This is a genomic window from Massilia sp. P2_C2 (assembly GCF_056404615.1).
In genome coordinates, this window is the sequence record NZ_JBFUDR010000163.1 from 1 (window position 1) to 13650 (window position 13650).

Annotated in this window: 12 protein-coding genes; 5 read left to right on the forward strand and 7 right to left on the reverse strand. The window is 62.5% G+C overall.

The window, feature by feature from the left end:
- Positions 1–24: 24 nt before the first annotated feature.
- From AC1DYX_RS18500 to AC1DYX_RS18510, 3 genes are all read right to left on the reverse strand, one after another.
- Complete coding sequence (locus tag AC1DYX_RS18500; RefSeq protein ID WP_477261442.1) at positions 25–1353, reverse strand: WD40/YVTN/BNR-like repeat-containing protein; 1329 nt, start codon at positions 1351–1353, stop codon at positions 25–27.
- 327 nt (positions 1354–1680) lie between these two features.
- Positions 1681–2871, reverse strand: coding sequence for a helix-turn-helix domain-containing protein (locus AC1DYX_RS18505; protein WP_477261462.1), 1191 nt, complete (start codon positions 2869–2871; stop codon positions 1681–1683).
- Positions 2872–3016: 145 nt separating this feature from the next.
- On the reverse strand, positions 3017–4288 hold the full coding sequence (locus tag AC1DYX_RS18510) for a hypothetical protein (protein WP_477261444.1): 1272 nt from the start codon (positions 4286–4288) through the stop codon (positions 3017–3019).
- Positions 4289–4442: 154 nt separating this feature from the next.
- Between AC1DYX_RS18510 and AC1DYX_RS18515 the strand changes: the two genes are divergently transcribed.
- Both AC1DYX_RS18515 and AC1DYX_RS18520 read left to right on the forward strand, forming a co-directional pair.
- Complete coding sequence (locus tag AC1DYX_RS18515) at positions 4443–4817, forward strand: hypothetical protein (protein ID WP_477261446.1); 375 nt, start codon at positions 4443–4445, stop codon at positions 4815–4817.
- Between the two features lie 447 nt (positions 4818–5264).
- Positions 5265–5549, forward strand: a complete 285-nt coding sequence (locus AC1DYX_RS18520) for a hypothetical protein (RefSeq protein WP_477261448.1) — start codon at positions 5265–5267, stop codon at positions 5547–5549.
- 51 nt (positions 5550–5600) lie between these two features.
- Here the strand turns inward: AC1DYX_RS18520 and AC1DYX_RS18525 are convergent, their stop codons facing one another.
- From AC1DYX_RS18525 to AC1DYX_RS18540, 4 genes are all read right to left on the reverse strand, one after another.
- A complete protein-coding gene (locus tag AC1DYX_RS18525; RefSeq protein WP_477261450.1) occupies positions 5601–6458 on the reverse strand; it encodes a class I SAM-dependent methyltransferase in 858 nt (285 codons plus the stop codon).
- Positions 6455–7834, reverse strand: a complete 1380-nt coding sequence (locus AC1DYX_RS18530) for an FAD-binding oxidoreductase (protein ID WP_477261452.1) — start codon at positions 7832–7834, stop codon at positions 6455–6457. Before AC1DYX_RS18530 ends, AC1DYX_RS18525 begins: the two co-directional genes overlap by 4 nt.
- Positions 7835–8005: 171 nt before the next feature.
- Complete coding sequence (locus AC1DYX_RS18535) at positions 8006–9826, reverse strand: sigma 54-interacting transcriptional regulator (protein ID WP_477261464.1); 1821 nt, start codon at positions 9824–9826, stop codon at positions 8006–8008.
- A 54-nt stretch (positions 9827–9880) separates the two neighbouring features.
- Positions 9881–10024: a hypothetical protein gene (locus AC1DYX_RS18540; protein WP_477261454.1), complete on the reverse strand. Its 144-nt coding sequence runs from the start codon at positions 10022–10024 to the stop codon at positions 9881–9883.
- A gap of 171 nt (positions 10025–10195) precedes the next feature.
- Between AC1DYX_RS18540 and AC1DYX_RS18545 the strand changes: the two genes are divergently transcribed.
- The 3 genes from AC1DYX_RS18545 to AC1DYX_RS18555 all read left to right on the forward strand — a co-directional run.
- Positions 10196–11671, forward strand: coding sequence for a benzaldehyde dehydrogenase (locus tag AC1DYX_RS18545; protein WP_477261456.1), 1476 nt, complete (start codon positions 10196–10198; stop codon positions 11669–11671).
- Between the two features lie 39 nt (positions 11672–11710).
- Complete coding sequence (locus AC1DYX_RS18550; protein WP_477261458.1) at positions 11711–12478, forward strand: coniferyl-alcohol dehydrogenase; 768 nt, start codon at positions 11711–11713, stop codon at positions 12476–12478.
- An 80-nt stretch (positions 12479–12558) separates the two neighbouring features.
- Positions 12559–13650 (forward strand): DUF1302 domain-containing protein (locus tag AC1DYX_RS18555; protein ID WP_477261460.1); only part of this gene is annotated, 1092 nt, incomplete at its 3' end.

The following is a 13650-nucleotide window of genomic DNA, read 5'->3' on the forward strand; positions in this document are numbered from 1 at the left end:
ACGAACCGGTCTCTTCCATGCCTTTCACGTCGAACTTCCAGACGCTCGTAGTCGCGTCGAGATCGGTCGTCCTGAACACGCCGTTACCCACGAACCGGTCTCTTCCATGCCTTTCACGTCGAACTTCCAGACGCTCGTAGTCGCGTCGAGATCGGTCGTCCTGAACACGCCGTTACCCGAGATCACCCATGCGGTCTTCGGATCGAACGGGTCGAACTGGACGTCACCGGCCCAGTGGATCGTCGATTCCTTGACCCAGTCGATACCGTTCGGATCGATCGCCATGCCGCGTTGCATCAGGTCGACCCAGGAGCGACCCGCGTCGTAGGACGTGAAGATATGGTCGCCGTACCCGTCCGGGTTCCTGTGCTGCAGGCGGTACATGTTGATCGTCGATGCGATCAGGTGCTTGGGATCGCTCGGGTCGACGCTGATGCCGCCGAACGCATTGGTCATGCCGGCCGGCGTGATGTTGGTCCAGGCACCGCCGACGGTGTTGTATTCCCAGACCTGGCCCGTGGTCATCGGTTCGCTGTCGCTCTGGGCGTGCGGCCCGGCGCCGTTGCCATAAGTCAGGTACAGGCGGCCCTTGGACGTCATGGCCGCGCGTTGCGGCATCAGGCTCGCCGGCGCACCCGCGACCGGGGCAAAGGTCAGGCCCCCGTCCTTGCTCATGTACAGGTTCGGTCCGACCGAACCGTAACGCGACACGCCGACGAAGATGCGCTTGGCCGTCCCGCCACTGACGCTGGTCGGGTCGAGCAGCACGAAGCTGATGCCGTTGCCGTTGGGCGTCGAAGCCATGTTCAGCCCATCCACGTGGGTCCAGGTCTTGCCCGAATCGACGCTCTTGAACAGGCCATTGTCGCGGGTGCCGACGAACAGGACGTTGCTCGAACCCGGGTCGACCTGCATTCGTTCGCCATTCGAGCGGCCCATGCCGTTGCCGTTGGTCTTGAACTGGGCCGTCACGTCGACGACGTCGAAATGCTGGCCGTAATCGGTCGAACGCAAGATCGCAGTCTTGCCATTGCCGAAGTAGCTGGTCCCGGTGAGCATGTACACGGTGCCCGCGTTACGCGGGTCGACGGCGATCGATTCCACGCCCTGCAGCCCGATATCGCTCTCGCTGAGCCAGTCCGTCAGCGGGATCCAGCGCTCGTTATGGCTGTCCCAGCGGTAAGCCCCCCCCACGTCCGTGCGGGCGTAGATCACGCCGCGTTCGGTCTTGCTCGGGACGATACCGCTGACAAACCCACCGCTGCCCATTGTAACGTTGTCCCAGTGATAAGTTTCAGCGTGCGCGCCCAGCGAGAACAGCAGGCCCAGGGTCAAGGCCAATTTTTTCTTCAAATGCATATTCGTCTTCCTCCAGTTTTCACTTCAGGCCGCTGTACGCGCCCTGTGCGGGCGTAGTTCGCCCTTCGTACCGACGATATGCGCCTGCCTGACCGGGCTCTAACATTTATTGCGGGAATTTCCAGCGTGTGCAGATATTGCTATCCGATTCGGCTGGTTGTCGTAGTGGAAGGGAACGAACTGCAGGAGGCTGCTGTCCGGGGCACAGCCTGGGGAACCGCACATGGTGCGAGGACCGGACAATTCGATCTGCCCAGTCCTGACCGCAATGCAGGGAATTGTTATTGAAACATCACGGCCGGCCCCGTGATGGAATGGACGCTACCGTCCTGCCGGATCGTGCCCGGCAGGCGTTTCCGACCGGGCGGCAAGGTTTCTGAACTGCCTGGGGGAGCAGCCGTACTCTTCCTTGAATATCTTGTTGAAATACGAGCTGTTGGCATAGCCGACCGAACGCGCGATTTCCGCGACGGTCGCACCGGCTTTGTTGGTCAACAATCTGGCCGCTTCAGTCAACCTCAGCTTCTTCAGGTAACTGGTGAATGTCATGCCGAGTTCGGTTTTCAGCACGTCATTGATCTTGTTACGGTTCGCGCCGGTACCTGCGGCAACACCATCCAGGTCCAGTCCGGAATCCGCGTAATGGGTCGCGATGTAGCGCAGGATGGCGGCTTTTTCCTCGTCCTCGAACGGTTCAACGGTCAATTGCCGGTATGCCACAAAAGACAGGTCTTTGTTCAGCCGGGAGTCCACCTTCGCAATGAGCGCGCGCGACTGTGCCCGGAAGAACCAGATGCCGAAGGCACACCAACCGATCACCAGCACCGCTGCCAGCGCGACGAGGTAGCGCTCATCGCGGCCATGCAGCACGAGATCGCTGATCTCGACATGGGAATCCGACTCGCGCGGGCTGAACTGGCTCGCGCCGAATTCCAGTTTCGTCACATGGTCCAGCTTGTAGGACCGGCGTGATATGTCGACATGTTCCGCCTCGTACCACCACCCCGGAATGGCGAGACGCGTAAGATCCAGCGAGACCGGCATGCCCTTCTCGTTGCAGGAGAAGTAAGTCATGACGGGCACCGCGGTCTGCTTTACGCCCTGCTTCGTGACACTTGCATCAACCGTGGTAATGATGACCAACAGCGAATTGGCGGGCTGGCATTTGGCAAGGAAAGAAACAGTCGAGTACTTCGACAGATCGATGGAGCCGGGCTCCCCGTCCGCGCCATCGATCAGCAATGCTGCCCACGCCCAGGGATACGGGATTGCCTCCGACACCCTGAAGTCGAAGCTGAGCGATTGTTGCGTGGCGTCCTGGATGCGAACCGTCGACGCGCCTCCGATTGAAACGTCCGTGATGACGGCAACATGCCACTGTGCCGCGCCTTTTTCCGGCGGCATGAGCGACAAGGACGGGTTGCTTTGATAGAAGCAGAAACCCGCAATCAGTGCATCGGCAATGAGAAGGATAACGAACGCGACGAGCGCCGTCCTGTAAAAGTGCTGCATGTCGATCAAAGGAGTCGTTGCGCACATCGCCTTGTGGATGGGCGGTGCGAATCATAACAGCACGGTCGCGTAATGCGTCAGAAATAAAGCGGCGTGAACCGGGGACAGGTTCACGCCGCGCTTTCACTTTCAGGAACAGAGGAATTCAATCCCTGGCGCCGACGGCATTGGTCTTGCGCGTCGCCGACCGTCCCAGATGCCAGTACGACGTCGTGCCGATAATGCCCAGGTTACCGGTCAGAGAAGGCAGGCGCGGACGATAACTCTGGTCGATGTCGTTGAAACCGGCAGTCAACGCATTCGTGCCGGGGRCATCGCGCGTCACATCGCCATTGCAATAGCCGACGTACAGATTCGAGTCGATCTTCTTGTCGCCCAACGCCTTGCTGCTGATGAACATGGGGAACAGCTTGTGTTTGGCATCGTCGTAGTAGCGCGACAGCGCCACGAACGTATTGTGTTCGACCGTCAGCCCCCAGGTGCGCGTCGTCAGGGCCGACTCGACGCCGAACGTCAACGAGGCGCCGTTCGAGTTATTGCCGGAATAATTCTTCACGAAGATCGTATTACGCACGGTCAGCTCACCGCCATCGGGCACGTCGAGCAGGTAGGTCTCGGCCTGCTGGCCCGCCGCGGCGCGCTGCCCGGTAAGATATGAGCCTTCGATGATCGTGCGCTGGGCACGCGACTTCAGCAGGTGTCCATAATAGGAATCATGACTCCAGGAGCCGAGTACCTTGAAGGTGAACGTCGCATCGCTGTTGCTGCCATTGATATAGGCATTGTGCTCGGGACCGCCGCCGCCGCCATTGCTGTCGAGTTCGACATTCTCGAGCAGTAAGGTGCCCGCGGTATTGCCCGTCGAGAAAATGCCGTTGGCGCTGTGCTGTTTGAAACCGGCGATCCGGACCTTGCGCAATGTGACGTCCTGCGCGCCATTGATGTAGACCGCCGCCTTGCCGATGTAGCCACCCGACGGCGAGTCGACGATATCCAGGTTTTCGATGGTGATATTGGTGGCACGCTGCGATATTTTTCCGGCCGAATCGTACCTGCCATCGATGTAGATGAGGCCTTGTCCGTAGGTCGCGTTCGAAGCGCCCTTCGGCGGATTCACGATCACCGGACGCTTGCCATCGACCGTCACGCCGCGAATGGTGATGTTAGTCGGTATCGTGTACTTGCCGGCGCGGTAGTCGTCGTCATTGACGATATTCGGGCCGATGTAGATCTGCATGTCGGCGCCGCTATACACCGCGGGGTAGACAAGGAAGACATCGCCGCTTTTCCATTGCGTGTACGGCGAGCGGCGGAACGGGCCGACGCTCGTATCGGTGCCGTTCTCGCTGTTGGGCCTGGAGCGTGCCGCGTCGCCGCCGAAAGCCGAAAAGGTCGCGATCGCCACGCCGTTCCGCATCTGCACGATCCTGGGCGTGCCCGAGGTCGCCGGCGCGTCCTGCTGGATGATCTTCGAAGGATTCCAGTCCCACTGCGCAGGATAGACGCCGTCCTGGCAATAGTTGGAGGAGTACTGCGTTGCCGGAGAATAGCTTTCTTCCGGCAGGACGGTCGTGGTATCCGCTGTCGAGGGCGGGGCGGGCGCCGGGTCCGTGCTTGCAGGTGGCGTCGGCGATGTGGTGGACGGCGTCGTCGAAGTTGTCGTCGAGGTTGTCGTCGAGGTTGTCGTCGAAGTTGTCGTCGAAGACGGCGACGATGATGACGCAGGATCAGTCGTTGAAGGTGTCGTCGGCACCGTCGTCGACGGTGACGTCGACGCAGTGGTCGGAAGCGGCGTCGAAGACGTCGTCGAAGCAATCGTCGATACCGGCGCTGCCGATCCCCCGCCCCCACCGCAGGCAGACAGTGTGCCCACAATGCCGAGGATCGCGGTCAACAGGAAGGGGCGGCTCAAATTCGGATTCACAATGATCTCGATGCAAAGGTAGAAATACGACAAGAAATTATTTTCTATAAGTAACTGAATTTTACCTCCGGAAACTAATGCCGTGCGGAAAATACCGGCATAAACTTGCGTCAAAACAACGGAATATTGGTAAGCGCGGGCCTCATACCACCAAAGAACTTGACAACGTCGCGGCATGTATTGACGAGTCCGTGCAGATTTGGCAAGAAAAAAGTCCGCACTGCGGCAAGCGAGGTGCGGACCATGGGAGAAAAACGGTTATTGGAAGGTGAACGTCAGGCGCCCCGATATTCGCCTACTGCGAAAATGTGGCGAATTACGTATCAATTAGGCATCGGTGTACCAGTCACGCCACGGTATCGTTGCAACCGCTACCACTGATGAGTCGGCATGTTCTCGATTTCATCCTGACGTTGCGCGAGTGCTGTACTCTGGAGGACCTTTAACATTTCTGCCGGATACGCTGCCCATGCGAGACCAGATGAACATGCCAGACAGCGTTGTCGCGCTCATCGACTACGTCGACGGTGCCGGATGGACCGAGCACGCCGAACTGGTCGTGCAGATCATGATGTCAAGCGTTCATCCGGACATCGAGTCCTCGGTTGCCACGATCGCTTTTCTGCCGTATGGCGTGCGCATGAGCGTCGTGCAGTTCCTGAGCGAGATCCTCATGGGTACCTTCAGCGACGAGCAGCGGCATGCTATTTTTTCATGGGCACAGTGCTGGGCACTGGCGAGCCTGGACCAGTAAACTGGGCTGAACCCGGCCCGTACAATGACGATCCGGAGGCGAGGATAGGATTCAAGCCGGGTCGACGCCAGCCAGCGCGATATACTCCCCACCGATTGGCCGCCCCGCACCATACGAACTGTCCAGTAGATCGCTGCTGGCATCCAGGTTCTGAAGCACGAAACCGGCACTGGACAGAAAATCGGCCAATGTTGTGCGTGCCATACTCGACAGGAAAGGCTCGCCTCGCCATCGCAGCCAGATGTCGATCAGGCGGCTGCGCTGGCGGAATCCGGGGCGTCCATCCACCAGCGGCTCGAACCACGTGAACGCCACCTGGCTGTTCGGTGCGACCGCAGCCATCTGCACGAACAGCGCACGCGCTGCATCGAGTGACATGTACATCAGCAGTCCTTCCGCAACGAACAGGGTGGCAGCATCTGCGCGAAAGTTCGGATGGTCAGCCAGCAGTTGGCCAAGGTCTTGCTGCGTCAGATCTCCTGCGATGAAGTGGATGCCGTTATCATCGGCTGCGGTACGCTTTACCGATTGCGTGGCCGGGTGATCGATCTCGATGCAGCAAAGATCCTGCCGGACCGTTTTCAATTCCATGCACAAGGTGTCGAATCCGGCGCCGAGCACGATCACTTGCGTACAACCGGCGTCAAGCGCGGCACGCGCATGCCGGCGCAGCATCTGCTTGCGCAGGGCAAAGTGCAAACAGATGCCGGGCAGCGTGGCGCGTTCGAGCAGGCCGCAGAGGTGGCGAAACCATGCCATGCGCAGCAAGCCGGCCAGGCGCGGATAGGCGACGCGCAGCAGTTGTTGACCGAAGCGCAGTGCATCGGCAGGCAGCGCGTGTTTCGCCCCCGCCAGTTGTAATCCGCCTGCGACGACCAGCGCGGTCCTGCTGGGCTTATCCGGCTTCATGCCGCCAGGCCCGCGACTGCGCCGGTGAACATTGCAGAATAATGGCGGTACCAGTTGGTTTGGAAGCGCTGTTGCGGATCGAAGCGGCGTTTCGCTTCCAGGAACTGCGAGAAGCGTGGGTAGCAGGCGCTTACCTGGGCCGCGCTCGCGGCTCTCGAGTAAGTCAGGTAAAAGCTGCCATCGCGCGCAATCGCCATGTCGATCAGGCGACGAAAGGCGCGATGTGTCGCATCGATCCCGTCCGTCGTGTGCGGCGTGTGCAGGTTGAAGATGACGCAGGCGTAGTCCTGGCGTGCCCACGGCAGGAAGCTTTCCGTGTCCTGCCCGATCAGGCGAACGGTCCCGTAAATGAGGTCGACGCCATGCTGTCTGAAATCAGTGGCGGCGCCGCGCATGAAACCTGCAAGACGCTCGAGCGGCACATAGATTTCACCGATCACCTCCGAGCCGCAGTGGCCGAGCACACGGTCGATGTCGCAATGGTAGCTGTCCAGATAGGTGCTCTGCTGTAGCCGGTCGCTCCAGTCGTGCTGGCCGTCAGTCGCCAGGTAGTGGCGTGCGTAGTGCTCGAACGCCCTGGTTTTGTCGGTGTGCGCAAGATGCAGCAGATCGCGCCAGTCCTCGTCGGACAACGCCCGCGCCGCAACGTCCGGTGGTGCGGCGTCGTCGACCGGTACGTAGCACGAGAACACGCCACGACGCATGAAGTCGCTGCTTTCCGGGTCGATGGCGAACTGGAAATCGCCGAATACATAGCCTGCTGCGATGCGGTCCGCGAATGCCGCCGCCAGCTCGTCCAGTTCAAGTAGCGTCACATCCCGCCGCATTGTCCGGCGCGGCGCAAGGCGGAGGGTCACGCTGGCGATCACGCCGAACAGCCCATAGCCGCCGATCGCCAGAGAAAACAGTTCACGATTGCAGGTCCGGCTGCAGTGCTGCACGTCGCCGTTCGCATCGACCAGCGTAAAGGCTTCCACATCGCCGATGAACGGGCACATGCGCAGGCCGCGTCCGTGAATATTGGCTGCCAGGCACCCGCCCAGCGACAGCCTGTCCGCGCCTGTCTGCTTCTGGCGAATGCTCCAGCGTCGGCAGTCCGGCGCCGCAGCACTTTCGAGATAGCTGATCAGTTCCGGCCACTCGATGCCGGCTTCGGCCTCGACCAGGCCGGAGACGTCGTCGAAGGCCAGTACCCGGCGCATTTGCCTCATGTCGAGCAGAATGGCATCGGCGGCGAATTGCTGGCCACCCATGGCATGCCGCCCGCCGCAGGTCGCCACTGGCAAGCCTTGCCGTGCCGCGTCCGCAATAACGGCGCGAATATCGGCAAGGCTGCGAGGCTGACAGATTCCTGCAACCCGTGTCACGTTCAGCATGGAGTGGATATCGTTGACGAGCGTGGGGGCGTGAGTCGGGCGCATGGCGTGTTTACGGAGTTGGGAGTGCCGCCATTATTGGCAGGCATGCCCGCCGGCGCCAACGCTGTCGATCACGTCCCGCGTACCGCCACCGAAGGTATTGCCGAATGCGCTGGAGCGCCGCCCGCATCACGCCGATCCCTGCATTTTCTTCATGCGGTAGGACAGCTGCGGCCGCGTGATGCCCAGCATGCGCGCGGCTGCGGAGAGATTACCGTCGGCACGCTTGACCGCGTCGAGGATCAGCCTGTTTTCGAGATTGTCGAGCGACCAGGCACCGCCCGCTTCGCCTTTCATCATGGAGGGCAACAGATCCAGCAGTTCGCCCGCAGCGTGCCCCGCCGGTGCGGCGTCGGTGGACCGGTTCGTCAGCCTGCCGGTCTGCGCCAGCGAAAAATACGAGGTATGCGCCAACTCGCCGCTCGTAAACAGGTGCGGCAGGTCGATCGGACCGTCGTCGCTCGCATAGATCACGCCGCGCTCGACGAGGTTCTGTAATTCGCGGATATTGCCGGGAAAATCGTAGTTCAGCAGTGCGTCGGCCGCGCGCGCGGTGAAGCCGGTCACATGCCGCCCGTGCTTCTGTCCGTAACGGCGCATGAAATAACTCATCAGCAACGGAATATCCTCGCGCCGGTCGCGCAACGGCGGCAGGTGAATCGGAAACACGTTCAGTCGGAAAAACAAGTCTTCGCGGAAGCGTCCCGCGCGGATTTCCTCGCGCAGGTTGACATTGGTCGCCGCGACGACCCGCACGTCGACCTTGACGCTGCGACTGCCCCCGACACGCTCGATTTCGCCTTCCTGCAAGGCACGCAGCAGCTTGCCCTGTGCCACCAGGCTCAGGGTGCCGATCTCGTCGAGGAAGAGCGTGCCGCCGTGCGCGCGTTCGAAGCGTCCCGGCCGCGAGACGGTCGCTCCGGTGAAGGCGCCCCGCTCGACGCCGAACAGCTCCGATTCGATCAAGGTCTCGGGAATCGCCGCGCAATTCACGGCGATGAAGGGCTTGCCCTTGCGCGTGCTGATCTGATGCAGCATATAGGCGAACAACTCCTTGCCGACGCCCGACTCACCCGTGAACAGCACGGTCGCCGCGGTCGGTGCGACGCGCCGCAGCATGTGACAGGCGGCGTTGAACGCAGAGGAGACACCGACCATCTGCTTGTCGCCATCGCCGGCAGCGACGTCGCCCGCTCCGTCCGACGCCGCGACGACGGCCCGCTCGTCGCGCGCATGCCAGCCATAGGCTTGCGTGCTCACGAAAGCCTCGGCGTTCAGGTAACGCAGGTCCTCCTCGATGTTGTCCCATTCCGCTGCCGGCTTGCCGATCAGGCGGCAATGCGGATGCCCCATCGACATGCACTCGACTTCGCGGAAGATCATCAATCCGCCCATCAGCGTACTCACATAACCGATCGCATAACCGGTCTGCATCCAGCAGGCCGGTTCGGTGCCGATGCCGAAATCGGCGATGTGCATCTCGTCCTCGCTGGAATGATGCCAAAGGAATTCGCCGTAATACGTGCCGCGGTCGACGTCGAACTTGAAGTGCACGGGTTCGACCTTGACCGCTCCCTCGAGCGCGTGCATGCGCGCGCCCGCGAGGAACACGGACGCCGGGTCGGCGCCGGGCCAGCGCTCGCGCATCAATTGCGCATCGCGCGCGCCGGCGGCATAACCCACGCGCGTGAGCAGTCCGCGCGCCTTGTCCTGGCCAAGGCYTTCGAGCAGTTCACGGCGCAATGCCCCCAATGACGAGGTATGCAGGAGCTGCATGCGCTGGCCATTGAGCCAGATACGGCCATCGCCGGGAGAAAAGTACAGCGACTGCGTGAGATCGTCCAACGTCGGCGGCGCACCGGCATTGAAATGTTCGCTGTCGCCACGGTTCAGCATCTTGCCGGTGGCGTTCGATACATCCGCGAGGGAGATGTGGTTGCGCTTGCTCATGTCCGGGTCATGATCGTCGTTGCTCAAATCATACATCGCAATTTCTCCACCGAATCATTTCATCAAGAACAGCACGCAGGATTTTTTTACCGCCGTGGCGCCGGTATCGGCCGACGGCGCGGCGCGGTATTGATCAAATCGTTCATCGGGTTTCGCGGAATTCATCATTTCATGCATTCGTGCGATGGCGGCCGCCATGCGGCATCGCACCGTAAATTCCGCGATCGACACCCGTCCCCTACTCTGGCGCAGACCCGATTTCACGGATGCCGCAGCGCACCACACGCTCATCACGGCGACGTGGCACGCAAATTGTTATGAATCATCACAAAACCACTCAACCGATGTACCACGACAAGGAGACCGCACATGGGAGCATCCGAATCCCTGCCCTTCCTGCACGACGCCATCTGGCACGGCAGGATCTTCAACGGCGACTGGACTGCGGCGCAGGGCGGCAGCCGCGCATTCGTCGAACCGGCCACCGGCCGGCCGCTCGGCACCACCGGTATGGCGAACGCGGCAGACGTCGCCGGCGCCGCGCTCGCCGCACGGGCCGCGCAACCAGCCTGGGCCGCCATGGACTACAAGGCGCGCGCCGGGATTTTCCGCAAGGCGGCTGCGCTGCTCGATCTGCACAAAGACGAACTGTGCGGCTGGATCGTCCGCGAGACCGGCAGCATCATGCCGAAGGCGCAGGTGGAATTGCGCGAGGCGACGGCCCATCTGCATGAAGCGGCCGCGATGCTGACCCAGCCGCGCGGTCATCTGCTGGCCAGCGCAGCCGACCAGATGAGCATCGCGCGCCGCGTGCCGCACGGCGTGGTCGGCGTGATCTCGCCATTCAACTTCCCCCTGATCCTGTCGATCCGCTCGGTCGCACCTGCGCTCGCCACCGGCAACGCGGTCGTTCACAAGCCCGATCTGCAGACGCCGATCACGGGCGGCTACATCATCGCCCGCATCTTCGAGGAAGCCGGCCTGCCGAAAGGCGTGCTGCACGTGCTGCCGGGCGGTGCGGAGGCCGGCGAGGCGATCTGCACCGATCCGCATATCGGCATGGTGGCCTTCACCGGCTCGACACAGGTCGGCCGCCGCATCGGCGAACTGGCCGGCAAGCATCTGAAGAAGACCTCGCTCGAGCTCGGCGGCAAGAATTCGCTGATCGTGCTCGACGATGCCGATCCCGACATCGCCGCAGCCAACGTCGCCTGGGGCGCTTACCTGCACCAGGGCCAGATCTGCATGGCTTCGGGCCGCATCCTCGTGCAACGCAAGATCGCGGATGCCGTCATCGAGCGCATTGCAGCGAAGGCGCAGCATCTGCCGGTGGGCGATCCGGCCACCGGCCAGGTCGCTCTCGGCCCGCTGATCAATGGCAGGCAGCTCGAACGCGTGCATGCCATCGTGCAGGACACCCTCGCCGCCGGCGCCGGGCTCGCAGCAGGCGGCAGCTACGACAACCTCTTCTACCAGCCGACGGTGCTGACCGGCGTGCAACCGGGCATGCGCGCATTCGAAGAAGAAATCTTCGGCCCGGTCGCCTCGATCACGGTATTCGACACGGACGACGAAGCCATCGCACTCGCAGCGCAGGCCGACGGCGTGCTCGCGATCGGCGTCATCACGCCGTCGATCGCACGTGCGATGCGCATCATCGACCGGGTACCGGCGGGCCATGCGCACGTCAACGACCAAACCGTGCTGGCCGAAGCGCATGCGCCGTTCGGCGGCGGCGGCACCTCGGGCAACGGCGGCCGCCACGGCGGCCCGGCCGACTGGGATGAATTCACCCAATGGCAGTGGATCACCATCAAGAACGAAGCGCCACGCTATCCGTTCTGAAGGCAACGGTTCATCAATCGATCACCACGGAGACACAAGATGCAACTGCAAAACAAGCACATGATCGTGACCGGCTGCGCTTCCGGCATCGGCGCGGAGACCGTGCGCCTGGCGCGCTTTCAAGGCGCGAAAGTGATCGGCATGGACCGCAACGAGCCGGGCATTACGCTCGACGGCTTCGTGAAGGTCGACCTGTCCGATCCGGCGAGCATCGACGCCGCCGTCGCCCAACTGCCGGACCGCGTCGATGCGCTGTGCAACGTCGCGGGCGTACCCGGCACGGCCGATCGCGATCTCGTCGGCCGCGTGAACTACCTCGGCCTGCGCCACCTGACCGAAACGATCCTGCCGCGCATGCCGGCGGGTTCCACTATCGTCAACATCGCCTCGATCCTCGGCGCCGAGTGGCCGGCGCGCCTGGGCCTGCACAAGCAGCTCGCCGCCACCGAAGGCTTCGAGGCCGGCCGCCTGTGGCTGAAGGAGCATCCGGTGCCACAGGAAACCTGCTACCAGTACTTCAAGGAAGCGCTGATCGTATGGTCCTTCGCGCAATCGCAGCAGTGGTTCCTGGAAAAGTCGGTGCGCATGAATTGCGTGGCGCCGGGGCCGGTGTTCACGCCGATCCTCGGTGACTTCATCGCCATGCTGGGCAACGAACGGGTCGAGAAGGACGCACACCGCATGAAGCGCCCCGCGTATGCCGACGAAGTGGCGGCCGTCGTGGCTTTCCTTTGTTCCGATGCGGCGCGCTGGATCAGCGGGGTCAACCTTCCCGTCGATGGAGGACTTGCCTCGACCTACATCTGACCCGGCAGCGCCGTCGATATCACCAATAAAAAAACCGGGCCGCGCATCGGCCCGACAAGACACAAACGAAGGAGACAAACATGAAGTTTCCAAGGTCATGCCCCCCTGCATTGCTCGCCGCCGCCATCGCATCCACGCTGCCGTTACGGGCCGCCCACGCGACCGATTTCGACACCGGCAATCCGGATCTCAAGATCAGCTGGAACAATACGATCAAGTACAGCACCGCCTACCGCCTGAAGGATGCGGACCCGCGCCTGCTGTCCGGCGGCTATCCGTCGGCCGGCCCCGATGACTTCACCGGCGCCAACATGGACGACGGCGACCTGAACTTCCAGCACAAGGGCCTCGTTTCCAACCGCGTCGACTGGCTGACCGAACTGGATATCGGTACCCAGAACTACGGCGCGCGCATCAGCGCCGCCGCCTGGTACGACGCGGTGTACAACCGCGCCAACCAGAACCGGTCGCCGGCCACCAACGCCGCCATCCTGGGCGGCCGGCCGACCAACGCCTTCACGCCCGGCACCCGCCGCCTGCACGGCCGCGACGCGGAAGTGCTCGATGCCTTCGTCTACGCCAAGGGCAGCCTGGGGAACCTGCCGGGCACCGTGCGCCTGGGCCGCCACACCCTGCAATACGGCGAGACATTGTTCTTTGGCGCGAACGGCATCGCCAACGCGCAAGGTCCGGTCGATCTCGTCAAGCTGCTGTCGGTGCCCGGGTCGCAGTTCAAGGAAATCCTCCGTCCCGTGAGCCAGGTGTCCGGTTCCCTGCAGATCACGTCCAGCCTCTCGCTCGGTGGCTATTACCAGTTCGAATGGCGGCCTTCGCTCATTCCCGGCGCCGGCAGCTACCTGAGCTCGTTCGACGTGGCCGGCGCGGGCAGCTCCGCCTTCCTGGTGGCCCCGGCCACCGTGCCGGCGCCGGCGTTCGCCGTGATTCCCGACATGAAGGCGAAGAACGCCGGCCAGGGCGGCCTGCAGCTGAAGTGGACGCCCGCCGGTTCCGACGTCGAGTACGGTTTCTATGCCGCGCGCTACCACGACAAGACGCCGAACTTCTATCTCGGTTTCAGCCCGGCCTTCCCGCCCGGCGCGCCGGCCACCTGGAAGGCCGTGTACGCCGAAGGCATCAAGACTTACGGCGCGAGCGCGAGCACGGTGCGGGGC